This is a genomic window from Neobacillus sp. SAB-20_R2A (genome assembly GCF_049568635.1).
GTDB classification, from domain to species: Bacteria; Bacillota; Bacilli; order Bacillales; family Cytobacillaceae; genus Neobacillus; species Neobacillus citreus.
In genome coordinates this window covers 5,697,722-5,723,919 of record NZ_CP145895.1, presented here as the reverse complement: position 1 = coordinate 5,723,919, position 26,198 = coordinate 5,697,722, and the positions used below count along the sequence as shown (strand labels likewise).

Sequence of the window (26,198 nt, the reverse complement as noted above, 5' to 3'; positions counted from 1 at the left end):
TTTTTTCTGGGAAATTGTTGGTTTGTTGCCCTTTTGGGTATTTGTGAGTTACCTTTTTCGTTTTACTCGTCACTTTGTCCAGTTTACTCGCCTGAATTTCAGATTTACTCGCCAACTTTTTACTTTTACTCGCCAAGATAACAAATTTACTCGCCAACCCCTCATATAAACCTGCATACTTTCCCCTTCCAAAGAACACGATATGGAAAAAAGGGGATTTTCACATGAAATTGGTACTCGCGCTGCTTCTCGCGTTCGGAACTGTAAATATTGGGACCACCGGAATCCCGGCCATACAGAAAATCCTAATCCATCCCCCAATCCAAAAATCAACAAAGGATACTGTCTCCATCGTCATGCTTGACCATCCGAAAACAAAACAGGAAATCAAGCAGCTGCTCGCACCCTATAAAGACATCAAGTTGCGCCGGGTCTACCATAAGGCCATTAACGGTTTCTCGATTCAAGGGCCGCCAAGTGCAATCGCCCGTCTAGAGGCCCAGACCCGAAACCGACAGCAAACCCAAATCCAGCATGTCTCCCCGGTAACAGAGTATCGGGTCGAGACCGAGGAAAGCGTGAAGATCATTGGCGGCGAGGAGGCGCGCGGTTTTTTTTCAAAAAAGAATGAGCGGCTGACCGGCCGCGGCGTGACGGTCGGGGTCATCGATACCGGGGTGGACTACACCCATCCGGACCTCGCTCGGAATTATGCGGGCGGCCATGACCTTGTCGATAACGACCAAGACCCGATGGAAACACTCACGCAAGGCCGGGCGACCATCCACGGTACCCATGTCGCCGGCATCATTGCCGCCAATGGAAAAATCAAAGGCGTGGCCCCGGAAGCAAAAATTGTTGCGTACCGCGCGCTTGGTCCAGGCGGCGGGGGAACAACGGAGCAGGTGCTGGCAGCGATTGACCAGGCCATCAGAGACAAGGTCGACATTATGAACCTATCGCTTGGAAACAGCATTAACGGTCCAGACCTGCCAATCAGCCAGGCACTGGACCGTGCTGTCGAGAATGGAATCGTGGCGGTCGCTGCATCGGGCAATTCCGGACCAAATGTATGGACGGTCGGTTCTCCGGGAACATCAGCGAAAGCAATTTCGGTCGGCGCTTCAACGCCTACCATGGAAATTCCCCAACTATTAATAGAAGGAATGCAAAATCCGCTCCGGGTCCAGCCAATGGAGGGGTCGGGGAATTGGGCGCTTGACCGGACACTCCCAATCGTCGACGGCGGCATCGGCCAACCCAGCGAACTGAAGAACGTTCAGGGGAAAATCGTTCTAATGAAGCGCGGCGAATTGACTTTTTCGGAAAAAGCAAAAAATGCCCTTGAAGCGGGGGCTAAGGCCGTTGTGGTCGCCAACAATCTAAAGGGCACTTTTATCGGCAATCTCGATGCGCCCGCTGCTATTCCGATTGGGTCGATCACCAAAAGCGAGGGTGAATTTTTACGAAAAAAATTAAAAAATACCAGCTTGACGGCAAGGCTCAAAGTAAATGAGGAAATTGACCGGCTTGCCGACTTCAGTTCCAGGGGGCCGGTCACGGATACATGGGATATCAAACCGGATCTCGTCGCCCCGGGGGTGGCCATCAATTCGACGATTCCCGGAGGTTACTTGAGCCTGCAGGGGACGAGCATGGCCGCACCGCATGTAGCCGGCGCCTGCGCGTTGATCAAGCAGGCCCACCCGGAGTGGACGCCTGAGCAGATTAAGGCGGCGCTAATGAATACGGCCAAACCGCTGGCAAAGGAACCAGGACAGCCAAGCGCCACAAGCCCAGCAGAAACAACCCGGAAACCAATCAAAATTGATCCCATCGGCGGCATCAACAAAGGTAAAACCCAACTTACCCCCGGACCCTACTACCGCACATACGAGCAGGGGGCCGGCCGCATCCAGGTCGATGATGCGATCCAGACGGAATCGCTGGTCATGCCGGGGAGTATTCGGTTCGGAAAGTTTAGCAGCCTGAAAAATGTTCATAAAGCCCAATTAAAAATTGAAAATATCAGCGACAGTCCAAAACGATACACGTTTGACATCCCGCAGCACATCGACGGCTTGGAGTGGCGTTTCCCGCTCGCGTTCACACTTGAGCCGAAAGAAACAAAAGAAATTACCGTGGAGCTCGCCGTCGACCCGCAGATTTTTAAAGGGAAAATTCACGATGGTTTTCTAACCTTGCATGCTGGGAGCCAGTCCATTCATATCCCATTTTTGTATGTTCTTGAGGAGCCGGGATACCCTCGGATTATGGGCTTTGATTTTGCAGAAGGGGATGAGCCAGGCACTTACCAGTATGAGGTCTACGTACCGGGGGGAGCGGAGGAATTTGGAATCGCCTTATTCAACCCTGACAGTTACCGCTTTGTCGGCTTTCTTGACACAAGCACCGATGTAAAGAAGGGACTGATCCGTAAAGCCTTCAAAGCTGAAGACCTTCCATACGAAGGGACTTACCGAGCCAAAGTCTTCGCCAGAAAGGCAGGCAAAGAGGATTTTATTGAAACGATGATTTCTATTTATAAAAATTAAGACACAAATTAGGGCGGCAAACGAAGTGAGTATGCCGCCCGCAAATCCGCCTAACCTTCGGGAAATTTTTTAAAAAGTCAGAAAGAAATGTTCACAAAATGGACACAAAATAGCCAAAAAAACTTCAAAAATTACAATACAATAAGAGTGTTGACTTTCACTTCCAAATCGCAAAAAAATTGGGAAATTGTTTGTGGAATAATTCACGTAAATTCATTGACAATGCATGGTGCCTATTGTATGCTAACAAAGGGTGTGCATGGTAGGGTTTTCATCAAAATTTAATTTGACAAAAGCCCGCGCATGATTTATCATAATCACCTTTTGTTTTTCATTCTCTACGCAGTGAGGATGATTTTATTATGCAAAAGAACCGCAATCCTTTTCAAGCCATGGCTTTAATGTCTGCTATTGTTTCCCAGTTGGTCGGCTCCATCCTGATTGGCATTTTTGCCGGAAGGTGGCTGGACGGAAAGTGGGGTACAGAACCAATATTCTTAATAATCGGACTGCTCCTGGGTCTTGCGGCAGGGGTTTATTCTATGCTTGTCTCAATCCGCCATTTCTATTCAGGAGATAAATAACCATGCCAGATTTCAGAGAAATGTACAACAGGCAGAGAAAATGGATGTTTTACTTGTTGTCCATCTATGTTCTTGGCTGGGGCTTCACTACATACAAAACGACTTTCCTTGGGTTGATCCTTGGGACATGCTTTAGCTTCATTATGCTTTGGATGTTAGTGAGAAAGACAGAGAAATTCGACAAAGCCGTTTCGGCAGGGAAAAAGGTCAAATCATTGGGCTCGCTGCAAAGAATGGCGATCTCGGCAATTGCGGTAATGATTGCGTTAGAGTACCCTGATTATTTTCAAATAGTTAGTGTTGTTTTGGGACTAATGACAGCCTATATTGTCATTATGATAGATTATTTTTATCATGCTCTGCATGCTCAAAAGTGAAGGGAAGCGAGGTGAGTTTATATGCATCATGGGGCTCCTGAGTTTGAATTGTTTGGTCTCTGGTTTAACGGGGCAAACGTTCTTATGATCACAATTGCAAGTGCAATTGTATTTCTTATTGCCGTATTAGCAACCCGCAAGCTGGCAATGAAACCTACGGGGATGCAAAACTTTATGGAATGGGTGATGGACTTTGTAAAAGGCATCATCAACAGCACAATGGATTGGAAAGAAGGCGGGCGATTCCACATCCTGGGGATTACATTAATCATGTATATTTTTGTATCAAATATGCTGGGTCTTCCTTTCGCAATCGTCGTTGACGATAAGCTTTGGTGGAAATCACCGACAGCTGACCCGATTATTACGTTAACCCTAGCGGTCATGATTTTGGGTCTTACCCATTATTACGGCGTCAAGCTAAAGGGCGCAAAAGGATATGGAGAAGGCTTCTTCACTCCAATGAAATTCTTATTCCCGTTAAAGATTATCGAGGAATTTGCGAACACATTGACGCTTGGTCTGCGTCTTTACGGTAACATTTACGCTGGTGAATTGCTTCTATCGCTCTTGGCAGCGGGATTAGCACACCAAGGAATCGCCGGCACAATCGCCGCCATTCCGCTTACACTTGTATGGCAAGGCTTCTCGATCTTCGTCGGATCCATCCAAGCGTACATCTTTACTATGTTAACGATGGTTTATATGGCACACAAAGTGAGTCATGACCATTAATATAATTTTTTATAAAAAATAAAACATATTTATACATTTTAAGGAGGAACAAAATAATGAATCTTATAGCAGCAGCAATTGCAATTGGTCTAGCAGCAGTAGGCGCAGGTATTGGTAACGGTCTTATCGTAGGACGTACAGTTGAAGGTATCGCTCGTCAGCCAGAAGCACGTGGTTTACTACAAACTACAATGTTCATCGGGGTTGCGTTAGTAGAAGCATTACCGATCATCGGCGTTGTTATCGCGTTCATGGTCTTAAACCGATAAAATTAAAAAACTCCAAATGGCGAAGCGGACTTTTAAGAGACAACCTTCGCCATTCTATTATGTCTGTTTTTGCATAGTGAGCAACTCTTGAAAGGAGTGAACCCAGGGTGTTAACAAGCAGTTTAGTATTAGGTGCAGCCGAGCATAGCGCCGGCCACGTTAATTATGGAGATATCTTCTTCCAACTGATCGTGTTTATTGTCCTCTTGGCATTGCTGAAAAAGTTTGCGTGGGGTCCATTAATGGGCATCATGAAACAGCGCGAAGAGCATATTGCAAGTGAAATCAACGCAGCTGAAGAAAGCCGCGGAGAAGCGAAGAAGCTTTTAGAAGAACAAAGAAATCTTTTAAAAGAAGCCCGTGCAGAAGCACAGAGCTTAATTGAAAGTGCGAAAAAGCAAGGCGATATCCAGCGTGAGGAAATCATCGCAGCGGCCCGACAAGAAGCGGAACGCCAAAAGGATTCTGCCAAACTTGAAATCGAACAACAGAAAGAAAAAGCTGTTGCCGCTATTCGCGAACAAGTGGCTTCATTGTCTGTGTTAATTGCTTCTAAAGTAATTGAAAGAGAATTATCTCAAGCGGACCAAGATGCGCTTATTAACGAATATATCAAAGAGGCAGGAGAAGGGCGATGAGCAACCAACTAGTAGCAAAACGCTACGCGTCGGCTCTTTTTCAAATTGCAAAGGAACAGCAGATTCTAAGTACAGTAGAAGAAGAACTTCGTGTAGTCAAGGAAGTTTTACAATACAATCCTGATTTAAAAGCTGTTCTCAAATCTTCGAAGCTTCCTATTGAAAAGAAAAAAGAGATTGTGAAAAACGCTTTTACATCTGTTAATCAATATGTCTTAAACACAGTATTGATCCTAATCGAACGTCATCGTGAAGGTGAAATCGTGGAAGTTGTGAATCAATTCACGGAGTTGACAAATGATGAACTCGGCATTGCCGAAGCGGAAGTGACCAGCATCCGCCCGCTTTCAGACGCGGAGCGTGAAGCTATTTCTGCCACATTTGCAGCTAAGATTGGGAAGAAATCATTACGAATTGAAAATATCGTGGATTCCGATTTGCTCGGAGGCGTTATGCTTCGCATCGGAAACCGTATATATGATGGATCATTACGCGGCAAGCTAAGCCGTTTAGAACGTAAATTGTTATCGTAGATAAGGGGTGAAACTCATGAGCATCAAAGCTGAAGAAATCAGTGCCCTGATAAAGAAGCAAATTGAAAACTATCAGGCAGAAATTCAAGTGACCGATGTTGGTACTGTTATCTCCGTTGGTGACGGTATCGCACGTGTCCATGGTCTTGACAATGTCATGGCCGGAGAACTTGTTGAATTCTCAAACGGCGTTATGGGTATGTCGCAAAACCTTGAAGAGAATAACGTCGGTATCATTATCTTAGGACCTTTCACTGACATCAAAGAAGGTGACGAGGTTCGCCGTACAGGACGCATCATGGAGGTTCCGGTTGGTGAGGAACTAATTGGACGTGTAGTTAACTCATTAGGACAACCAATCGATGGCATGGGTCCAATCAATGCAAAGAAAACCCGCCCAGTTGAGCAAGTAGCAACAGGCGTTATGGCTCGTAAATCCGTTCATGAGCCACTGCAAACTGGTATTAAAGCGATTGACGCACTAGTGCCAATCGGACGCGGACAGCGTGAGTTAATCATCGGTGACCGTCAAACAGGTAAAACATCCGTTGCAATCGATACGATCATCAACCAAAAAGGTCAAAACATGATCTGTATCTATGTTGCGATTGGACAAAAAGAATCAACAGTACGTAACGCCGTTGAATCACTTCGTAAAAATGGCGCATTAGAATACACTATCGTTGTTTCTGCATCTGCATCACAGCCTGCTCCAATGCTATTCTTAGCACCATATGCAGGGGTTGCAATGGGTGAAGAATTTATGTTCAACGGTAAGCACGTATTAATCGTATATGATGATTTAACAAAGCAGGCATCTGCATATCGTGAGCTTTCCTTGTTACTTCGCCGTCCTCCAGGCCGTGAAGCATATCCAGGGGATGTATTCTACTTACACTCACGCTTACTAGAGCGCGCTGCAAAATTAAATGATGAGCTTGGCGCTGGTTCCATCACAGCATTGCCATTTATTGAAACACAAGCAGGTGACGTTTCTGCTTATATTCCAACAAACGTTATCTCCATCACTGATGGACAGATTTTCTTACAATCCGACCTTTTCTTCTCTGGCGTACGTCCAGCGATCAACGCAGGTCTTTCCGTTTCCCGTGTAGGGGGTTCTGCGCAAATCAAGGCAATGAAGAAGGTTGCCGGTACATTGCGTCTTGACCTTGCATCCTATCGTGAATTAGAAGCATTTGCTCAGTTCGGTTCTGACCTTGATAAGGCAACTCAAGCAAAGCTTAACCGTGGTGCGCGTACAGTTGAGGTTCTAAAGCAGGATCTTAACAAGCCGCTATCTGTTGAAAAGCAAGTTATGATTCTTTATGCATTAACTCGCGGTTTCCTTGATGATATTCCAGTACAGGATATTCGCCGTTTTGAAGGAGAATTCCATAGCTGGTTAGACCACAACCGTAAAGATCTGTTAGACCACATCACGACTACGAAGGATCTTCCTAAAGACGATGATATGGCTGAAGCAATCAACGCCTTCAAAAAGACGTTTGCTTCTTCTGAACAATAAGGTCTAGCAATTTGAACGGCGGCGATGGTTTTGGACCCGGTGTCTGTAGCCATCGCCTGACATTCTTTGAATGAGGGTGGTGAGAACCTAATGGCTTCATTACGCGATATAAAAACGCGGATTAATTCGACGAAAAAGACAAGTCAAATTACAAAGGCAATGGAAATGACTTCCGCTGCGAAGTGGAATCGCGGTGTTATGAACGCGAAATCATTCGTGCCTTATATGGAAAAAATCCAGGAAGTGACTGCATCGATTGCCCTTGGTGCAGGCGGCGTGAGTCATCCGATGCTGACCCATCGTCCTGTGAAAAAGACAGGCTACATCGTGATAACATCCGACCGTGGTCTTGCTGGTGCGTTTAACAGTAACGTAATCCGCCGCGTCCATCAAACAATCAAAAGCCGTCATACATCCAATGACGAATTTGCGATTATTGCGATTGGCCGAGTGGGGCGTGACTTTTTTGTGAAGCGGGGTTACAACGTTGTCCTTGATATCGTCGGGGTTAACGATCAGCCAAGCTTCCAAGATATTAAAGACATTGCAAGCACAACTGTCGGCATGTTCTCTGATGGAACATTCGATGAATTATTTGTTTATTACAGCCACTATATCAGTGCGATTTCGCAGGAAGTAACTGAGAAGAAGCTGCTTCCGTTAACGGATATTTCTACTTCTCATAAGCTCACTTCCTATGAGTTCGAACCAAGTGCCGAAGAGATTTTAGAAGTCCTTCTTCCACAATACGCGGAAAGCTTGATTTATGGTGCACTGTTAGACAGTAAAGCAAGTGAACACGCTGCCCGGATGACCGCAATGCGTAACGCAACCGACAATGCGGGCGAACTGATCCGCGGCCTGACATTAAGCTACAACCGTGCCCGCCAAGCGGCGATCACGCAGGAAATCACGGAAATCGTCGGCGGTGCCGCAGCGTTAGAATAGTATGTATTTGGTGTTAAGCGCCAATTTGATAGTTTTTGCAAAGAGTAAGTTAGGAGGGAAAAATGATGAGCAAAGGACATGTTCTTCAGGTTATGGGTCCGGTTGTTGACGTTAAGTTCGAAAATGGTCATCTTCCTGAGATCTATAATGCGCTTAAAGTCGTGAGAAAAGCGCAAAACGCATCTGAAGTAGATATTAACCTAACCCTTGAAGTAGCCCTTCATTTAGGTGATGATACTGTTCGTACAATCGCGATGGCATCTACTGATGGTGTAACCCGCGGTTTAGAAGTAGAAGATACTGGTAAGCCAATTTCCGTACCAGTTGGGGAGCCAACACTTGGCCGCGTATTTAACGTACTAGGTGAGGCAATCGACTTAAAAGAGGAAATTCCAGCAAGTGCACGCCGTGATTCCATTCACCGCGAAGCACCAACATATGAAAATCTTTCAACTGAGGTTGAAATTCTTGAAACTGGTATTAAGGTAGTTGACCTTCTTGCTCCATATATTAAGGGTGGTAAGATCGGACTATTCGGTGGTGCCGGTGTAGGTAAAACCGTATTAATCCAGGAATTAATCAATAACATCGCGCAAGAGCACAGCGGTATTTCTGTATTCGCAGGTGTAGGTGAGCGTACTCGTGAGGGTAACGACCTTTACCACGAAATGACAGATTCCGGCGTTATCAAGCAAACAGCGATGGTATTCGGACAAATGAACGAGCCGCCAGGAGCACGTATGCGTGTTGCCTTGACTGGTTTGACAATGGCTGAATATTTCCGTGATGAGCAAGGACAAGACGTGTTATTGTTCATCGATAACATCTTCCGTTTCACACAAGCAGGTTCTGAGGTTTCCGCGCTACTTGGCCGTATGCCATCTGCCGTTGGTTACCAGCCGACACTTGCTACTGAAATGGGTAAATTGCAAGAACGTATTACTTCTACTAATAAAGGTTCTGTTACATCAATCCAAGCGATTTACGTACCAGCCGATGACTATACTGACCCGGCTCCGGCGACAACTTTCGCTCACTTAGATGCAACAACAAACCTTGAGCGTAAGCTTTCTGAAATGGGTATCTACCCTGCGGTGGACCCTCTTGCTTCTACTTCTCGTGCATTATCACCTGATATTGTTGGAGAAGAGCATTACAATGTTGCTCGTCAAGTACAGCAAACATTACAAAAATATCGTGAATTACAGGATATCATCGCGATCCTTGGTATGGACGAACTTTCTGATGATGATAAGCTAGTCGTTGCCCGTGCGCGTCGTATCCAGTTCTTCTTATCACAAAACTTCCACGTTGCTGAACAGTTCACTGGTCAGCCAGGTTCATATGTACCTGTTAAAGAAACAGTTAAAGGATTCAAAGAAATCCTTGAAGGTAAATATGACCATCTTCCAGAAGATGCATTCCGTCTTGTCGGCCGCATTGAAGAAGTGGTTGAGGCCGCAAAACGCATGGGCGTAGAGGTCTAACCTTTCAGGGAGGGGTAAAATATGAAGACGATTAAAGTCAGTGTTGTAACTCCCGATGGTCCGGTTTATGAATCAGATGTGGAAATGGTGAGTACAAAAGCAAAAAGCGGCGAGCTAGGCATTTTGCCAGGCCACATTCCATTGGTGGCACCACTAGAAATCGGTGCTGTCCGTTTGAAATTGGCTGGCGGTAAACAAGAGCAAATCGCGGTCAGCGGCGGCTTTTTAGAGGTCCGTCCTGAACAGGTAACCGTTCTTGCCCAAGCTGCTGAAAAAGCATCGGATATCGATGTGGAACGTGCACAGCGTGCAAAAGAGCGTGCTGAACAGCGTCTCCAGCAGGCGCAGCAGGAGCATGTCGACTTCAAACGTGCTGAATCGGCATTGCGCCGCGCGGTTAACCGTTTGAATGTAGCAGCTAAATAATGTTAATCCAACCCCTTTGGCCGGGCTTTGATCCCGGTTGGAGGGGTTTTTTATTTTTGTTGTGGGGTTTTGGTTGGTTTTATGGGGTTGGCGAGTAAATGTTCGATTTTGGCGAGTAATATGGGATATTTGGCGAGTAAATTTAATTTTAGGCGAGTAAATTTGAATACTCGGCGAGTAAAATCCCAATATAGACGAGTAAACCTTTTGAAGCGGCCAAATCGAGTTCCGAAATTCTTTAAAATGAATGAATTTTGATTTTTGGAATATGAATGTAGGGAGCGGGGAGTACAAACTGCGAAGCCTTGACTAATTTTTATGTGAAAAACCAATCAAACAGTAATTTTTCAAAAAGGTTTGGGCTAAAAATGACAAACCTCACTGACACGGGCAGGATTTTGGTTTTAAATAGGGGTAGTTGTCGAATTAGGAGGCATTGTGGGGCAATCGGGGGACTAAAGACCCGAAAAAATTTTGTAACAAAATACCTTTTTGAGTGGCAATTTTTCAACAGCCTTATTTTGGAAATTGAGTTTGTGAATAGATTTCCAAATTAAAGGATTGGCTTGTCGACATGGGTTTGTAACAATGCTATAATGAATTCGGTTACAATCATATTAATGAAAATTCACAACATTGGAGGGGATAGGCATGGAACTTTTGAATGTATATCAGAATAATTATCTGATAGTTTTCGTGTTCCTATGTCTCGGGGTGTTGCTGCCGGTGGTGGCATTATATTTAGGTAAGCTTTTGCGTCCGCACAAACCTAGCGAAGCAAAGTTGACCACATATGAGAGCGGTGTTGAGCCATTTCACGATTCCCGTGTACAGTTCAATGTCCGCTATTATATTTTTGCCCTAATGTTTGTTATTTTTGATGTGGAAACGGTGTTTTTATATCCATGGGCGGTTGCCTATGATAAGCTAGGCGTTTTCGCATTGATCGAAATGTTAATTTTCGTATTCTTACTATTATTAGGCCTAGTGTATGCTTGGAAAAAGAAGGTGCTACGATGGATCTAAAACTAGATGGCGTTACCGATTTGGAGATGCAGGAGTTAAAACAGAATGTGTTTATGACTTCGCTGGAGCAAGTGAAGGCCTGGGCGCGAAGCAGTTCGCTGTACCCGGTGACATTTGGTCTGGCTTGTTGTGCGATAGAAATGATGGGTGTGGGTGCGGCTCACTACGACTTGGACCGGTTTGGATCGTTTTTCCGTCCGTCGCCGCGTCAGTCTGACTGTATGATCGTTTCTGGGACAGTTACGAAAAAGATGGCGCCGATTTTACGCCGTTTGTATGACCAGATGCCGGAGCCAAAATGGGTAATCGCGATGGGTTCCTGTGCAACGGCAGGAGGACCGTACATAAAATCGTATTCCGTCGTTAAGGGTGTTGACCAGATTGTGCCGGTTGACGTGTATATCCCAGGCTGCCCGCCAAACCCAGCTGCCTTAATTTATGGAATCAATAAATTGAAGGAAAAAATTCGTTATGAAGCGAAGACTGGGAAGAAGGTGACCTGATAAATGAGCGGGGAAAAAGATCTCGAACAATTAAAGCGAGAGGCCGTGGCAAAGGCAAAGGCCGAAGCGGCAGCGAAACGAGCAGCCCGTGCAGCCGGGGAAGCTCCAGGTCAGAAGCCGGCTGAGTCAGCTGCTCCAAAGCAAGAAGCTGAGCCGAAGCCTGTTGAACCGGAAAAGGCACCTGCTGCATCAGGAGCAGGCGACGCTGACGATTTAGCGAAGAAAAAAGCTGCAGCCGCTGCGAAAGCGAAAGCAGCAGCGTTAGCGAAAAAGAAACGTGAAGGCATCGCGGATGTAGAGCCAGCAGCAGAGGCAGCAGCACCTGTAGAAGCACCAGAAGCACCGGTAGCCGCAGACGCAGGAGCAGGCGGAGACGCCGATGACCTAGCGAAGAAAAAAGCCGCAGCTGTAGCGAAAGCAAAAGCAGCCGCAGCAGCAAAACGGAAAGCGATGGAGCTAGCGGGTGGTGCAGACCAGGCAGCAGAACCTGCTGCAGCACCAGAAGCACCGGCAGCCGCAGACGCAGGAGCAGGCGGGGACGCCGATGACCTGGCGAAGAAAAAAGCCGCAGCTGTAGCGAAAGCAAAAGCGGCCGCAGCAGCGAAACGGAAAGCAATGGAGCTAGCGGGTGGCGCGGACGAAGGCGCAGAACCTGCCGCAGAAGCAGGCGGAGACGACGCCAAAGCGAAAGCAGCCGCAGCCGCCAAAGCCAAGGCCGCCGCAGCAGCGAAGGCCAAAGCAGCGGCCGCAGCCAAAGCAAAACGTGAAGGCGGTGCGGAAGACGCACCAGCAGGCGATGATGAAAAAGCAAAAGCTATCGCCGCCGCGAAAGCGAAGGCAGCCGCAGTAGCCGCAGCAAAGGCCAAAGCAGCCGCAGCAAAAGGCGGGGCAGGAGCTGCAGAACCAGCAGCTGAAGCAAAACCATCACCGAACCAGCCGTACCTAGACAAGTACGTGAAGGTAATCGAAGAAAACATGGGTTCAGATGTTTTAGAAGATTTTTATATTAATAAACTATCTAAGGATGTTCCTACCCTTGTGGTGAAGCGGGAAGCCTACTTTAAGCTTGCACAATTTTTAAAATATAATGAGCTGTTAGGCTTCGACTATTTATCAGAGCTACACGGAACTGACTTTGAAACACATATGGAAATTTATGTTCACTTATACTCATACAAAAACCGTCAATCCGTCGCCTTCAAGGTGAAGATTGACCGGAATGAGCCGATCATCGAATCGTTGCAGCCAGTATGGGCGGGCGCTGACTGGCCTGAGTGTGAAGCATACGACTTACTTGGCATCAAGTTTACCGGGCATCCAAACCTGCACCGGATTATGCTTGGCGAAGAATGGGTTGGCTATCCACTGAGAAAAGACTATGAGCCGTATGATGTGGAGGTGTAACCAGTGATCAAAACAGAAGAAATGATGCTTAACGTAGGTCCTCAGCATCCAAGTACGCACGGCGTATTCCGGCTTGTCGTTAAACTGGACGGGGAAATCATTACCGAAGCACAGCCTGTCATCGGTTACCTGCACCGCGGGACTGAGAAATTGGCTGAGAACCTGCAATATACACAAATTATTCCGTACACAGACCGGATGGACTACCTGTCTGCGATGACCAACAACTACGTGCTCTGTCACGCAGTAGAAACGATGATGGGAATCGAGATTCCGGAACGGGCGGATTTCCTGCGCGTGATTGCGATGGAATTGGGCCGGGTAGCGAGTCACCTGGTTTGGTGGGGTACATACCTGCTTGACCTTGGGGCAACATCCCCGTTCATCTATGCATTCCGAGAGCGGGAAATGATTATTAACATGCTGAACGAGCTTTCAGGCGGACGATTGACGTTTAACTACATGCGTGTCGGCGGCGTCAAGTGGGATGCGCCGGAGGGCTGGATTCAAAAAGTAAAAGAATTTGTTCCGTATATGCGCGAACAGCTTGCCGGCTACCACGACCTAGTAACCGGGAATGAGATTTTCTTAAACCGAGTAAAAGGAATTGGCAAGTATTCGAAGGAAGACGCGCTGCAATACAGCTTGAGCGGTGTTAACCTGCGCTGTACCGGCGTGAAATGGGATCTGCGCAAAGACGAGCCGTATTCCATCTACAACCGCTTCGACTTTGATGTTCCGGTTCAGGAAAGTGGAGATGCCTGGGCGCGTTACCAGTGCCGCCTGGCGGAAATCGAAGAATCGTTGAAAATTTTAGAGCAGGCTGCTGAGCAGTTCCCTGAGGAAGGCGAAATCCTCGCGAAGGTGCCGAAAATCATCAAGGCGCCAAAAGGGGAAGCTTTTGTCAGAATTGAATCGCCGCGCGGGGAAATTGGCTGCTATATTTACAGCGACGGGAAGAAAGAACCGTACCGCTTAAAATTTAGAAGACCATCTTTCTATAACTTGCAAATTCTTCCCAAGCTATTAAAGGGAGAAAACATTGCAAACATGATTGCCATTTTAGGGGCAATTGACATTGTCCTTGGAGAGGTGGATGGCTAATGATACAGGATCTGCTGCAATCAAGTCCTGGTTGGTTTAACTTTTTCTTCTTCTTTATCTTTGGAGCTGTCTTACTACTAGTTGTATTAGGGTTTGTTACGTACTCTATCCTGGCGGAACGGAAGGTTATGGGTTACATTCAGCTCCGTCACGGTCCGAACCAGCTCGGCGGACGCTTTGGACTATTGCAAACCGTTGCCGACGTTTTAAAGCTGTTATTAAAAGAAGATATCATCCCGAAACTGGCTGACCGCCCAATGTTTATTTTGGCGCCGGTCATCGCTTTCGCACCATCGTTCATGGTGCTGGCAACGATTCCGTTTACAGACCGTTTTCAGTTCGCTGACCTTGGCGTCGGGCTGCTCTACTATGTGGCCGTATCCGGATTGACGGTTTTCGGAATTCTGCTTGGGGGCTGGGCTTCCAACAACAAATACTCCCTGCTTGGGGGAGCGCGGGCAACAGCACAGATGATTTCGTATGAAATTCCCCTTGTTATGTCCGTTCTTGGCGTTATTTTATTATCGGGCAGCTTGAACTTAAATGATATCGTTCATGCCCAAAAGCATGGCTGGTTCATTTTACTGCAGCCAATCGGGTTTATCGTGTTTTTAATCGCATCGACTGCGGAGCTGTCCCGGACACCGTTTGACCTTCCGGAATCAGAGTCCGAGCTTGTTGCCGGTTATCATACCGAGTATACCGGTTTCCGCTGGGCATTCTTTATGCTGGCAGAATATGTGTATTTGTTCGCAATGACGGCCTTAATTACCGTATTATTCTTTGGCGGCTGGATGGCCCCATTCGGATTCCTTGACTTTATCCCGGGAGCCGTTTGGTTCGCGTTGAAGTTCTGCGTGATCTTGTTCCTCTATCTGTGGTTCCGAAGCACATTCCCACGGATGCGCGCCGATAAACTCATGGAATTCGCTTGGAAAATCTTAATGCCAGTGGCATTAGCAAACATTATGCTGACGGCAATCATCAAATCGTTATTTTTTTAAAAAAATAAATGGGTGTCAGGCACCGCTTATAGGCACCACAATTAATAGAAGTGAAAATTTTTAAAAGGGGTGAAAAACGTGCTTGGATTAGCTAAAGGCTTGAAGTATACCCTGAAGCAGTTGTCTCGTGAGAAGGTTACTTATGATTATCCGAATGAGCCGCTGCCGCTTCCGGACCGGTTCCGCGGGATTCAGAAGTTTTATCCTGAAAAATGTATCGTCTGTAACCAGTGTGCAAATATTTGCCCGACGGATTGCATTCAGTTAACGGGTAAGAAGCATCCGGACCCAACGAAAAAAGGGAAAATCATCGACACATATGATATTAACTTTGAAATCTGTATCCTGTGCGACCTTTGTACAGAGGTCTGCCCGACAGAGGCGATCGTTATGACGAATAACTTTGAGCTGGCAGAATATAGCCGGGACATGTTATTTAAGAACCTTGAATATTTGGATGAGAACGACGAAAACGTACGGCAGGTGAATAAAGCATGACATTAACAGGCGAGTTTTTCGCATTTATGGCCCTTGCGCTTGTGGCGATTATCGGCGGCGTGCTTTTACTGAACCTGAACAAAGTCGTACACATGGTCGTGGCCTTAATCTTCACATTCGTGGCCATTGCCGGAATCTACATTCTGCTCAATGCCGAATTCGTGGCAGCGGTGCAGATACTGATCTATTCCGGTGCGATTACGATCATCATGCTGTTCGGGATTATGTTAACGAAGCCGTACGATGATGAGGGTGATAGTGCCTCTCATGGCAGCAAGTGGAGAAAAATCTTGTTATTCCTAGGTGTTGTGGGCTTTGCCTTTGCCGTTTACGTCGGCATTTACAATTTCCCAATCGAGCAGGTTCCTTCTACACTAAATGAAAACAACACGCTGGAAGTTGGTAAAGCATTATACAGCAAATATATTATTCCATTTGAATTTGTATCTGTTTTACTATTAGCATCTCTGATCGGCGCGATTATTTTAGCTAAACGAGAGGATAAGGAGGGGGATAGCAAATGAGTTCAGTCCCCGCTTCAGCGTTCCTGGCGCTAGCACTCATTTTATTTTGCATCGGCTTGTACGGTGCGCTTACAAAAAGAAATACCGTGATCGTGTTGATTTCCATTGAATTGATGCTGAATGCTGTGAACATCAACCTCGTCACCTTCAGCAAATACGGCTTGAGCCCGTCCATCACCGGACAGGTTTTCGCGTTGTTCGCCATGGCCGTCGCTGCTGCCGAAGCAGCCGTAGGTCTGGCTATCCTAATGTCGCTTTACCGTAACAGGAAAACGGTCAATATTGACGAAATGGACCAAATGAAACACTAAAAGGTGGCAGATGGGCCCGTCAGGCGGCATTGCCACTGTAACAATAGTGCACAGCACACTAAGGGTGTCAGGCTCCGCGTGTGGACATTTGTCCGCCCACGGTAGACACGACGCCAATTTCGACTAATTCCGGGTGGGGCATTCAACCACCCAGACAAAGGATGATAATGATGGAAAATGCATGGCTTATACCGCTTTTCCCGCTATTATCGTTTTTGATCCTTCTTCTCATCGGTAAGCGGCTGAGGGAGGCGAGTGCGTATGTGGGGATTCTGCTTACGCTGGCATCGCTTGTTTTCTCAATTCTCGTGTTATTCGAGCGCTTTTCAGAGCCAACCTATATCAACAAGTTTGACTGGCTCACGATAGGAGATCTGCATCTAACAGCGGGCTTTGAAGTGAATCAATTAAATGCATTAATGCTGTTTATCGTATCGCTTGTCAGCTTTCTTGTACATACCTACTCCAAAGGGTACATGCATGGGGATGAGCGCTTTCCAGTGTTCTATGCATACTTAGGATTATTTACGTTTGCGATGCTCGGTCTCGTCATTTCGCCGAACCTGCTCCAAACTTATATCTTCTGGGAACTTGTCGGTGTCGGTTCGTTCCTATTAATCGGTTTTTATTTTTACAAAGAAGAAGCGAAGGCAGCCGCTAAGAAAGCCTTCATCATGACCCGGATCGGGGACGTTGGTCTGTTTATCGGGATGATTCTTCTTTTCTGGCAAACAAAAAGCTTTGAATACAGCGAAATTTTCCAGGCAGTGGAAGGCGGCGCTGTATCACAGACGATGATTACCTTGACAGCCATCTTAATCTTTATCGGAGCGGTTGGTAAATCTGGTCAGTTCCCGCTTCACACCTGGCTTCCGGACGCGATGGAAGGTCCGACACCAGTTTCGGCGTTAATCCACGCCGCCACAATGGTTGCCGCCGGTGTGTACTTGGTTGCTGCGCTTTTCCCGCTTTTCGAAGCGAGCCAAACAGCGCTGCTGACTGTAGCCACTATCGGTGCGTTTACGGCCATTTTTGCCGCAAGCATCGGCCTTGTGCAAACGGATATTAAACGTGTTCTCGCGTATTCAACTGTTTCACAGCTTGGCTACATGATGCTGGCGCTTGGTTCTGCCGGTTATGTGGCCGGTGTGTTCCACCTGATGACACACGCATTTTTCAAAGCATTGCTATTCTTGGCAGCCGGTTCCGTAATCCATGCGGTTCACACTCAGAACATCGAGGAAATGGGCGGCCTTTGGAAAAAGTTAAAATTTACCGGTCCGTTATTCTTAATCGGAACACTCGCAATCAGCGGGGTGCCGGGACTATCCGGTTTCTTCAGTAAAGATGAAATTCTAGTCGCAGCATGGGAAGGCGGCCATCCGGTGCTATTCCTATTAGCGTTAATCGCGGCGTTCTTTACCGCATTCTATATGTTCCGCTTGTTCTTCCTGGTGTTCACTGGCGAAGCACGCGGCGAACAAAAACATGTTCACGAGTCACCATCCGTAATGACTCTGCCAATGCTTGTCCTTGGCGTTTTGGCTATCATCGGCGGTTACGTGAACACACCATGGTTCGGTTCGTTCCTTGGCGACTGGCTTGTTGACGGCAACGAAGCACTCGGACACAGCCATATCGAAGGTCCAGCCTGGATCATGATTGCTGCCACCGTCGTTTCCTTGCTGGGAATCTTCTTGGCATGGTTAATGTACAGCAAGCGGAGTGTAGCCCGCGACTGGCTCAGCGGCGCAGGCGGCACACTGCATACCATTTTACTGAACAAATATTATGTGGACGAATTCTATCAATTAATCGTCGTTAATTTTGTTAAAGGCTTCAGCTACTTCCTGCGCTTCATTGACGTGTTCCTTGTTGAAGGCATCGTCAAAGGCGTGGCCGGGTTCGTGCAAGGGCTTGGCAGAACAGGTTCGAAAATGCAGAACGGACAGGTGCAAACCTACGGAGCAGTGGCCTTTATCGGACTCGCAGTATTAGCGGTCATCTTTGCATTAACAGGGGGGTACTTGAAATGAATTTATCTTGGGTTCTGACAACACTAGTATTCTCCCCTTTACTAGGTATTGTCGTGTTAGCTTTTATGCCTAAATCGCAGGAAAAAGCGATCAAATTCGTCGGCTTCCTGGCAACACTGCCGGCATTAGCCTTAGCGCTTGCTGCGTACGCTCATTATCTTGCCGGAAAAAAATTATCGGATTTCACATTTGGACATGAATGGATTCAATTCCGCGGTATGAGCGGCGATGCGCCAATTTTTTCAGTGTATTATGAGCTTGGCTTAAGCGGCTTTCAACTGCTGCTCGTCGTGTTAACTGCCGTTGTCGCAACACTTGCTGCCATTGCTGCAAGGTTTGTGAAAAAAGAATGGAAAGGCTACTTCATGCTGTTCCTTCTTTTAGAAGTCGGCATGCTCGGCGTGTTCACAGCGGAAAACTTAATCCTGTTCTTCATCTTTTTCGAGATTACGCTTATCCCAACTTTCTTCCTGATTGGAAAATGGGGTTATTTTGAAAAAGAAAAAGCAGCTTATAGCTTCTTAATCTATAACGGATTAGGCTCAGCGGTTTTATTAATCGTGATCATGATTCTTTTTGCCAAAACAGGCACGACCAACATCGACCTGTTGACAAAAATCATGGCCGATCCAAGTGCGCCGCTGTCAGATGACTTAAAACTAGGTTTATTGATTTCCTTATTAATTGCGTTCGGCGTGAAATTGCCGATTTTCCCGTTGCACAGCTGGATGTTGAAAGTTCACGTGCAGGCACCGCCATCCGTAGTTATGATTCACTCTGGGATTCTACTAAAAATCGGTGCATACGGTTTAATCCGCTTTGGGATGGGAATTTTTCCAAAGCAATTCGAAACGCTTGCGACTTTGATTGCGATTCTTGGCGTGATTAACCTGCTTTACGGAGCGTTCCTGGCGTTTATTCAATCTGACTTTAAAATGGTCTTAGCATATTCGTCGATTTCCCACATGGGCATTGTGCTTATTGGACTGGCGGCGATGAATGAGGCCGGCGTCCAAGGTGCGATTTTCCAAGTGGTATCGCATGGTTTGATTTCAGCTTTATTGTTCTTCTTAGTGGGAGTTTTATACGAGCGGACCGATACGTCGCTCATCGAAAACCTTGGCGGTGTGGCGAAAGGCATGCCACTTGCAGCTGGCTTCTTATTGGCTGGTGCAATGGCGTCACTTGGCTTGCCAGGCATGTCTGGGTTCGTCAGCGAATTCATGGCCTTCCTTGGCTTGTTTAAGGAACTTCCATGGGTTGCTGCTGTCGGAACAATCGGCATCATCATGACCGCAGCGTACCTGCTTCGTGCTGTACTTGGCATGACGTTTGGCAAGGCGCACCGCGAGTTCACCGGTGTGGTCGATTTGAAGGGCGTAGAATTCGTGCCGGTTGTAGTTTTACTAGCGTTAATCGTGTTAATTGGTGTTTACCCAAGTGTCCTAAGTTCACCGCTTCAAGCTACACTTGAGACTATCATGCTTGGGTTAGGAGGGTGATGAAGGATGAGTTTTGAGCAATTTCAATCGTTAAACTGGAGCATCATGACACCGGAATTCATCATCCTTGCTGTGATTGCAATTTTGGTGATTATGGATTTGTTTATGCCAAAACATATGGACCGGAAAATCCTCGGCTGGATTGGCATTGCGGCCATCCTTGCGGCGATGGTTTCGGTCTTCGGAATGGCCGGCGGTCACGTCGAGTCAATCCTGCATGACACGTTCCGCCTCGACAGCTTTGCGATCGCGTTTAAGCTGCTGATTCTGGGCGGCGGGGCGCTGGTATTGTTATTGGCTACTAGCTACAAAGCGACTGATGGCTTGGAAAGATATACGGGCGAGTTTTATTACCTATTATTATCAGCGTTATTAGGCGCCATGGTGATGACCTCAAGCGGCGATTTAATCACGCTTTATATCGGCCTTGAGCTGTTATCGATTCCTTCTTATATTTTAGCGGGGATTCAGAAGGACCGGTTAAGCTCCAACGAGTCCGCGATGAAATACGTCATCAACGGCGGTATTTCTTCCGCAATTGCGTTGTTCGGGATGAGCTATGTGTACGGATTAACTGGTTCGACGAACTTACTGGAAATTGCGGGCCAGCTGTCGATGCTAATGGACGGGCAGCAGGCGTACTTGCTTGGCTTATCGTTCTTGATGATATTGGTTGGTTTATCGTTTAAATTGGCGGCTGCTCCATACCACATGTGGGCACCAGACGTGTACCAAGGTGCGCCAACGCCGGTTACATCGTTCTTGAGCGTTGTTTCGAAGACAGCCGGTTTTGTGATTGTTGTTCGGATTTTGTTAACGGTATTTGGTTCTGCGGCCACAAACGGACCGGGTTCGATTCCAATCTTGTTGGATATGCAAAACTACCTTGCAGTGATTGCAGCGGCTACGATGATTATCGGTAACGTTGTGGCATTGCGGCAGTCTGATATTAAGCGGATGTTCGCGTATTCGAGTATCGCGCACGCTGGTTATTTATTAGTAGCCGTAACAACGTTAACATCGAATATGTTCTATTCCATCTGGTTCTATTTGCTGGCGTACTTGTTCATGAACATGGGCGCATTTGCAGTAATCCAGGTGGTGTCAGAAAAAACAGGTTCCACGAAGATTGCGGACTTTGCCGGCTTGTACCGCCGCTCACCGTGGCTGGCTGTGACAATGGGAATTTTGTTGATTTCCTTGGCTGGTTTCCCGGGTACTGCGGGCTTCATCGGTAAATTAAACATTTTTGTGGGCGCCTTTGCCGGTCAGCCGCATTACGTGCTGGCTTCGGTGATGATTGCGACCACGGTCGTATCGTACTTCTATTATTTCGGCGTCATGACGCAAATCTTCTTCCGTCCGGCTCCGGCCGCATCTGAAGGTGAGGGTGCGGGCAGCAAATTCAACATGCCGTTCGGAATTGTGGTTGTGTTGATTGTGGCAGTGGTTGGTTCAGTGTTGTTCGGTATTATGCCAAACATCGCGCTCGATTTTATGCATAATAACCTGGATATTGTTCAGGATTTCTTTAGTTAATTTTTGAGAAAGAGGCTTGGGGGTTTTTGCTCCTTGGCCTCTTTCTTTTTTTATAAGGCAAAAATAAAGGGTTGGCGAGTAAAATCAGGATTTGGGCGAGTAAAAGTCAAAAGTTGGCGAGTAAATCCTATCTTTTGACGAGTAAAATCTCATATTCAGCGAGTAAATTTTAAAAAGGTATTATTAAGATTTCATATGCTACCTGAGTCAGGCCTCGCCGCCTGGGGTGAATTCCCCCTGAAAAATAAGATTGGAAAGTAAATCAGGTATTCTGGTAAGTATTTAGCTTAAAAGTGTAAGTAAAATTATGTATGTGGAAAGTATTTCTCCTCAATTGGAAAGTAAGCTCACCAAATCGGAAAGTATATCCAAATAAATGGAAATATCCCCAAAAAGGTCAATTGAAAAGTTACCTGATTTGGATGGCTCAGTCGCTCTAGATGAGGGTTGGCCAGTAAAATCTAGATTTGGGCGAGTAAACCGCAAAAGTTGGCGAGTAAATTATAATTTTCGGCGAGTAAACCAGGTAAAGTGACGAGTAAATGGAAAAAGGTAATCTTAGAAGTAACTAATCTGAAGTAAAACAATCACTTTTTCACCATCACCACAATCCAAATCAAATTAAATCCCGTATCAAACCAAAGATACATAATACTAATCCAATCAAAGTTAAAAAAGAAAAGATAATGAGTTCTTTTATTTCTTTTTTTCTCAATAACCCTGATGTTTCCCAAATGAATATGACGAAAAAAACGAGGGCGATGATAAGGGTCCTTAGCATGTTCATGTCCCCTTTTGGAATTATTTAGTTACACCGATTCTTTTTATAATAGAATTCGTATGGATGGTGACCGCCAATCTCGGAAATTCTTGATCCCAGTTCTTTTGATAGCTGGTTTTCCATTGTTTCGGGTATTTCCGGTAGACCGCTTGCCCGAATCCTAAAATGTCCGACTGATACTCCTTTTGGACCTTATCAACCGTCATTTGAATACGTCCGTCAATTTCTTTATCCACTTTGTTTTGCAAATCCTTGATTACTTTTGTATCAAATAAATTCAACTGCGAATCATTTTCTATTAAATTCAATCTAGTGGAGACGGTTAGGTTCATTTGTAAATGACCATTTTTTAGTTTTGGTTCCAACTTTGTATCTGTTTTGAGGATTTCCATACTGATATTTCCTCCGCCTTGCTCCTTCGGTATTTTAATGGAAACAATCCCTGATTCTATTTCATTCTTGAGCCATAAAAGACCCCGGGTTTCCAATTGATCCATCCAGCCGATTAGCTTGTCCCCTTTAAACACGGCCGTTCCCTTGATGCTTTGGACGTGCACTGATTTATTTTTCGGTTTTACCTCCAATGCCTCTAATGTAAACAGTGGTGCGTATGGCTCCAATCCATCTGTAAGAAGCATATTGAGAAAATCTCGTATATAAACTTTCAGCCCAATGTTCAGCTTGTTCAGTTCTTTTATTTCTTCGGCGGAAATATTCTCAAACTTTGGCATGCTATTGATGACTTTAGATGCTTCGCCTTTTGTAAACATAATAAAACTGTTGATCCGCGTTTTATTGTATCTTGTATGGAAATTGATAACCGGGGTGACGCCCTTTTTGGCATAATCCTCGCCAATTAACAGAACCCGGCTTTGGGAAAAGAAAATCCGTCTTGGAAGCTTGCCTTGAATATTTCGGAATGCTTCAGAAATCGTGACACCGGTATCGGAAATGACCAGTGAACCTTTGCCGCTTTCTCCGCCGCTTCCTGTTGTCGATCCCAACTTCGATGGAATGGCTACTTGAAGGGAGAGATGGACCTTATCGTCTTCCACTAGGTCTATTCCAATTGCCGTCACGATGGCAATATCATTAATTTCAATACGGTTCCAGCAGCCTGTCAGAAATACGGTTATGACCAATAGGAAAAACAGCCTCATCACGTTCATTCGTATCCCTGCCTTTTTTTTAAAAAAACAAACTAGTATTTACGAGGTTTATAATTCATCCTCTTTAAATTGCTTTTTCCTGTTTCATGCGGCCGTTCATTCATTTTCCACCATGGAACGCGAATGATGATATCTTTCATATTATTAAAATGGAACGGTGCGAGCGGTGAAAGATAGGGGACACCGAACGAGCGAAGCTGCACAAGGTGAACCAAGATAAAGAAAACGCCGAGAAGAATTCCATAAAATCCAAGCGTCCCAGCCATAAAAATTAAAAAAAAGCGAAGAAGCCGGATGGCCCCTGTCAATGGATAACTAGGAAACATAAAAGATGCAATCCCGGTCGTGGCTACAACAATGACTAACGGAGCGGAAACAATTCCCGCTTCTACAGAAGCTTGGCCAATTACCAATGCACCGACAATACTGACCGTTGATCCAATGGGTCTTGGCAATCGCAGCCCGGCCTCACGCAGTGCCTCGAAGGTGATTTCCATCAATAATGCTTCTATAACCGCAGGAAATGGTACCTTATCCCTTGAGGCCGCGACACTAAACAAGAGATTGGTAGGCAGCAATTCTTGGTGAAACGTGGTCACCGCAATATAAATAGAGGGAAATAATAAGGCAATTAATAAAAATAAGTATCGTATTAGTCGAATAAACGTTGTCATGATAAACCTTCCATAATAATCCTCCGGAGAGTTCATCATTTGAAAAAAAGTGACCGGAACAATCAGCGCAAAAGGGCTATTGTCCGCAATAATGCCGATTCTTCCCTCCAACAGGTTGCCAGCAAGCCGGTCGGGCCGTTCCGTTTGCAAAACCTGGGGAAACACGGAGAACGGTTCATCCTCAATAAACTCAACAATATAACTGCTGTCCTCAATCGCATCAATCTCAATCCTGTTTAATCGGCTGCGAACCTCCTCCACAATGGAGGCATCTGCGATTCCTTCAAGATAGACGATGGCCACATTCGTTTGCGAGAGATTTCCTAACTTCATATATTCCAATTTCAATTTCGTTGTTTTTAAACGTCTGCGAATCATGCTGGTATTCGTTCGGATATTTTCAGTAAATCCTTCGCGCGGGCCCAACACAACCGCTTCAGAAACAGGTTCATCAACCGAGCGCTGCTCCCATTTCTGTTCGCTGATAACAAGCACTTTTTTAAACGTATTAATTAAGACAATGGTGCCGCCTGCCAAAAGTTGGTCCACGATTGTTTGGAACGTTTCTACCTGAAACACATGAGATGCATTCAGAACGCCCTTAAATTGGTCAAGGGCCGGCTTAGGATGCTGGAGCAGTTCTTCGTATCGGCTTATCAAAGGCTGGATGACATTCAGTTCCATTCTTTCCATATCAACCAATCCATTCAGGTATAAAACAACGGCTGAATAGTTAGAACCTATTTGCAGCTCTCGATAACTAAAATCAGCAGCCCCTTCAAAAAGCTGTTTAAACCGATGAAGGTCTTCATCGAGATTTCCTGATAATGGATTATTTTCACTTTGCTCCTGAAGAAGAGCTGGTAATTTTTTTTGTCGCTTGAAAAATCTCAAAGGCGGCACCACCTATTTGGACCCTAGTTTTTTACGAATGAAGGCAATACATAAAAACAGAATCGGCAAGATAATTTGCAAAACGGTATGGACATATGGGACATAAAACTTAAATCCAAATTCTAAATGTTCAACATAGCTTGACGCGGTTATCGACGATAAAGGGACAATGATGGTACCAAGTCCCAGCACGACAGAACGGGTTTGTTTTAATTTGAATAAATGAGAAGTGGCAATAGCAGCCGCTAATATGAAACCACCAACCTTAAAAAATACGCCAGATACCATCATTAAAATAACAAGTGCATCAAATCGCTCGAGGAAATCGGCGACGGAAACCATCTGCGTCGCAGCGAGTAGTGAAAAAAGGTCGATGTTGTAAATTTCCGGTCCCAAAATCGCAAGCAACATAATGGAATTGATCGTTAACAGGATGCCTCCTACAAGAAGGAAGGACATGCCAATCTTTCGAACCTGCCCCTTGTTGGTCAAAAGCGGGAAAAACAACAGGACGACAATGGTTTCGCCGAATGGAAAGTTGATTGCGGCAGGGACTGCTTTTTTCAAAACCGGTGTTACGCCATTTCCAAGTATGGGAGTGAGGTTTTTTAAACTAAATTGGTCGACACTAAACAAAAGAATCCAAATCAGAATGAGAGAAAATATATAAATTGGAAAGACGACTTCGGCCATTCGGCCAAACGTTTCCACTCCGCCCCGCAGACAATACACCATCAGGGCCATAAAGCTTCCGATAATCACAACCAACGGGGTTTCACTTAATATGGTGGAGTCAATCAAATCCCCTAATTCCCTGCTCCCTCTGGCAGCCGAATAGGTAAAATGGAAAATATATAACAGGATGATTGGATAGGAAAGAAACTTCCCGAGCAGCTTAGGAAGCATCTGAGCCAGTGAATCACCGGGATAATAGGCAGCCAATTGAGTATAGACGGCCATTAAAATCAGGCTGGAAGACATACCGATCAGAATAAAAATCCACGAATCCTGTTTTGCTTCATGACCAAGACCTAAAATCATCGCAGTCCCTAATACAAACCCAGTCATCAAGTAAAAAAGCTGGAGCTGACTGATTTTTTCAACTTTCATCCTTATCACCCTTAAAAGGAAAAGCCCATTTGGAAATTA

Annotated in this window: 25 protein-coding genes; 22 read left to right on the top strand and 3 right to left on the bottom strand. The window is 45.8% G+C overall.

All coding sequences use genetic code 11. The features are described 5' to 3' along the window. Nucleotides 1–224: 224 nt before the first annotated feature. The 22 genes from V5M37_RS27950 (at nucleotide 225) to nuoN (ending at nucleotide 21,531) form a co-directional block, all read left to right on the top strand. Entirely contained in the window at nucleotides 225–2,555 is a 2,331-nt protein-coding gene (locus tag V5M37_RS27950) for a S8 family serine peptidase (RefSeq protein ID WP_423800112.1), read from the top strand. Between the two features lie 359 nt (nucleotides 2,556–2,914). Continuing rightward, nucleotides 2,915–3,139: an AtpZ/AtpI family protein gene (locus tag V5M37_RS27945; protein ID WP_378586938.1), complete on the top strand. Its 225-nt coding sequence runs from the start codon at nucleotides 2,915–2,917 to the stop codon at nucleotides 3,137–3,139. Nucleotides 3,140–3,141: 2 nt separating this feature from the next. After that, complete coding sequence (locus V5M37_RS27940) at nucleotides 3,142–3,516, top strand: ATP synthase subunit I (protein WP_213147975.1); 375 nt, start codon at nucleotides 3,142–3,144, stop codon at nucleotides 3,514–3,516. Nucleotides 3,517–3,537: 21 nt separating this feature from the next. Beyond that, nucleotides 3,538–4,251, top strand: coding sequence for a F0F1 ATP synthase subunit A (atpB, locus tag V5M37_RS27935; protein WP_213117134.1), 714 nt, complete (start codon nucleotides 3,538–3,540; stop codon nucleotides 4,249–4,251). 56 nt (nucleotides 4,252–4,307) lie between these two features. Then, the gene (atpE, locus tag V5M37_RS27930; protein ID WP_027323467.1) at nucleotides 4,308–4,520 is read left to right on the top strand and encodes a F0F1 ATP synthase subunit C; all 213 of its coding nucleotides are present in this window, start codon (nucleotides 4,308–4,310) and stop codon (nucleotides 4,518–4,520) included. A 107-nt stretch (nucleotides 4,521–4,627) separates the two neighbouring features. Further along, a complete protein-coding gene (locus tag V5M37_RS27925; protein WP_423800111.1) occupies nucleotides 4,628–5,158 on the top strand; it encodes a F0F1 ATP synthase subunit B in 531 nt (176 codons plus the stop codon). After that, on the top strand, nucleotides 5,155–5,691 hold the full coding sequence (locus tag V5M37_RS27920; protein WP_213117136.1) for a F0F1 ATP synthase subunit delta: 537 nt from the start codon (nucleotides 5,155–5,157) through the stop codon (nucleotides 5,689–5,691). Before V5M37_RS27925 ends, V5M37_RS27920 begins: the two co-directional genes overlap by 4 nt. 16 nt (nucleotides 5,692–5,707) lie before the next feature. Then, the gene (gene atpA, locus V5M37_RS27915) at nucleotides 5,708–7,219 is read left to right on the top strand and encodes a F0F1 ATP synthase subunit alpha (RefSeq protein ID WP_378586606.1); all 1,512 of its coding nucleotides are present in this window, start codon (nucleotides 5,708–5,710) and stop codon (nucleotides 7,217–7,219) included. 90 nt (nucleotides 7,220–7,309) lie between these two features. Beyond that, entirely contained in the window at nucleotides 7,310–8,167 is an 858-nt protein-coding gene (gene atpG, locus V5M37_RS27910; protein WP_423800110.1) for an ATP synthase F1 subunit gamma, read from the top strand. A 65-nt stretch (nucleotides 8,168–8,232) separates the two neighbouring features. After that, nucleotides 8,233–9,654 carry a F0F1 ATP synthase subunit beta gene (atpD, locus tag V5M37_RS27905; protein WP_213148114.1) on the top strand — a complete coding sequence of 474 codons (1,422 nt, stop codon included), beginning with the start codon at nucleotides 8,233–8,235 and terminating at the stop codon, nucleotides 9,652–9,654. 21 nt (nucleotides 9,655–9,675) lie between these two features. Continuing rightward, a complete protein-coding gene (locus V5M37_RS27900) occupies nucleotides 9,676–10,080 on the top strand; it encodes a F0F1 ATP synthase subunit epsilon (protein ID WP_423800109.1) in 405 nt (134 codons plus the stop codon). Nucleotides 10,081–10,731: 651 nt separating this feature from the next. Continuing rightward, nucleotides 10,732–11,106, top strand: coding sequence for an NADH-quinone oxidoreductase subunit A (locus tag V5M37_RS27895; RefSeq protein WP_213117141.1), 375 nt, complete (start codon nucleotides 10,732–10,734; stop codon nucleotides 11,104–11,106). Then, nucleotides 11,097–11,609, top strand: a complete 513-nt coding sequence (locus tag V5M37_RS27890) for a NuoB/complex I 20 kDa subunit family protein (protein WP_213117142.1) — start codon at nucleotides 11,097–11,099, stop codon at nucleotides 11,607–11,609. The genes V5M37_RS27895 and V5M37_RS27890 overlap by 10 nt, the downstream gene beginning before the upstream one ends. A gap of 3 nt (nucleotides 11,610–11,612) precedes the next feature. Beyond that, the gene (locus V5M37_RS27885; RefSeq protein WP_423800108.1) at nucleotides 11,613–13,013 is read left to right on the top strand and encodes an NADH-quinone oxidoreductase subunit C; all 1,401 of its coding nucleotides are present in this window, start codon (nucleotides 11,613–11,615) and stop codon (nucleotides 13,011–13,013) included. 3 nt (nucleotides 13,014–13,016) lie between these two features. Continuing rightward, the gene (locus V5M37_RS27880; RefSeq protein ID WP_213147981.1) at nucleotides 13,017–14,117 is read left to right on the top strand and encodes an NADH-quinone oxidoreductase subunit D; all 1,101 of its coding nucleotides are present in this window, start codon (nucleotides 13,017–13,019) and stop codon (nucleotides 14,115–14,117) included. Continuing rightward, nucleotides 14,117–15,121: an NADH-quinone oxidoreductase subunit NuoH gene (gene nuoH / locus V5M37_RS27875; protein WP_423800107.1), complete on the top strand. Its 1,005-nt coding sequence runs from the start codon at nucleotides 14,117–14,119 to the stop codon at nucleotides 15,119–15,121. Before V5M37_RS27880 ends, nuoH begins: the two co-directional genes overlap by 1 nt. Nucleotides 15,122–15,199: 78 nt before the next feature. After that, nucleotides 15,200–15,619 (top strand): NADH-quinone oxidoreductase subunit NuoI, encoded by a 420-nt coding sequence (gene nuoI / locus V5M37_RS27870; protein ID WP_213147983.1) that lies wholly within the window; start codon nucleotides 15,200–15,202, stop codon nucleotides 15,617–15,619. Beyond that, the gene (locus V5M37_RS27865; RefSeq protein ID WP_423800106.1) at nucleotides 15,616–16,143 is read left to right on the top strand and encodes an NADH-quinone oxidoreductase subunit J; all 528 of its coding nucleotides are present in this window, start codon (nucleotides 15,616–15,618) and stop codon (nucleotides 16,141–16,143) included. Before nuoI ends, V5M37_RS27865 begins: the two co-directional genes overlap by 4 nt. Beyond that, on the top strand, nucleotides 16,140–16,454 hold the full coding sequence (nuoK, locus tag V5M37_RS27860) for an NADH-quinone oxidoreductase subunit NuoK (protein ID WP_213147985.1): 315 nt from the start codon (nucleotides 16,140–16,142) through the stop codon (nucleotides 16,452–16,454). The genes V5M37_RS27865 and nuoK overlap by 4 nt, the downstream gene beginning before the upstream one ends. Before the next feature lie 167 nt (nucleotides 16,455–16,621). Further along, the gene (nuoL, locus tag V5M37_RS27855) at nucleotides 16,622–18,490 is read left to right on the top strand and encodes an NADH-quinone oxidoreductase subunit L (protein ID WP_378586624.1); all 1,869 of its coding nucleotides are present in this window, start codon (nucleotides 16,622–16,624) and stop codon (nucleotides 18,488–18,490) included. Beyond that, nucleotides 18,487–19,992: an NADH-quinone oxidoreductase subunit M gene (locus V5M37_RS27850; protein ID WP_378586627.1), complete on the top strand. Its 1,506-nt coding sequence runs from the start codon at nucleotides 18,487–18,489 to the stop codon at nucleotides 19,990–19,992. Before nuoL ends, V5M37_RS27850 begins: the two co-directional genes overlap by 4 nt. Nucleotides 19,993–19,998: 6 nt before the next feature. Next, complete coding sequence (gene nuoN / locus V5M37_RS27845; RefSeq protein ID WP_423800105.1) at nucleotides 19,999–21,531, top strand: NADH-quinone oxidoreductase subunit NuoN; 1,533 nt, start codon at nucleotides 19,999–20,001, stop codon at nucleotides 21,529–21,531. Between the two features lie 801 nt (nucleotides 21,532–22,332). Here nuoN and V5M37_RS27840 read toward each other — a convergent pair. From V5M37_RS27840 to V5M37_RS27830, 3 genes are read right to left on the bottom strand one after another with little or no spacing between them, the layout of a single operon-like run. Beyond that, a complete protein-coding gene (locus V5M37_RS27840) occupies nucleotides 22,333–23,481 on the bottom strand; it encodes a Ger(x)C family spore germination protein (RefSeq protein ID WP_423800104.1) in 1,149 nt (382 codons plus the stop codon). 32 nt (nucleotides 23,482–23,513) lie between these two features. Then, the gene (locus V5M37_RS27835; RefSeq protein WP_423800103.1) at nucleotides 23,514–25,049 is read right to left on the bottom strand and encodes a spore germination protein; all 1,536 of its coding nucleotides are present in this window, start codon (nucleotides 25,047–25,049) and stop codon (nucleotides 23,514–23,516) included. 12 nt (nucleotides 25,050–25,061) lie between these two features. Then, nucleotides 25,062–26,159, bottom strand: a complete 1,098-nt coding sequence (locus V5M37_RS27830) for a GerAB/ArcD/ProY family transporter (RefSeq protein WP_423800102.1) — start codon at nucleotides 26,157–26,159, stop codon at nucleotides 25,062–25,064. Nucleotides 26,160–26,198 lie beyond the last annotated feature (39 nt).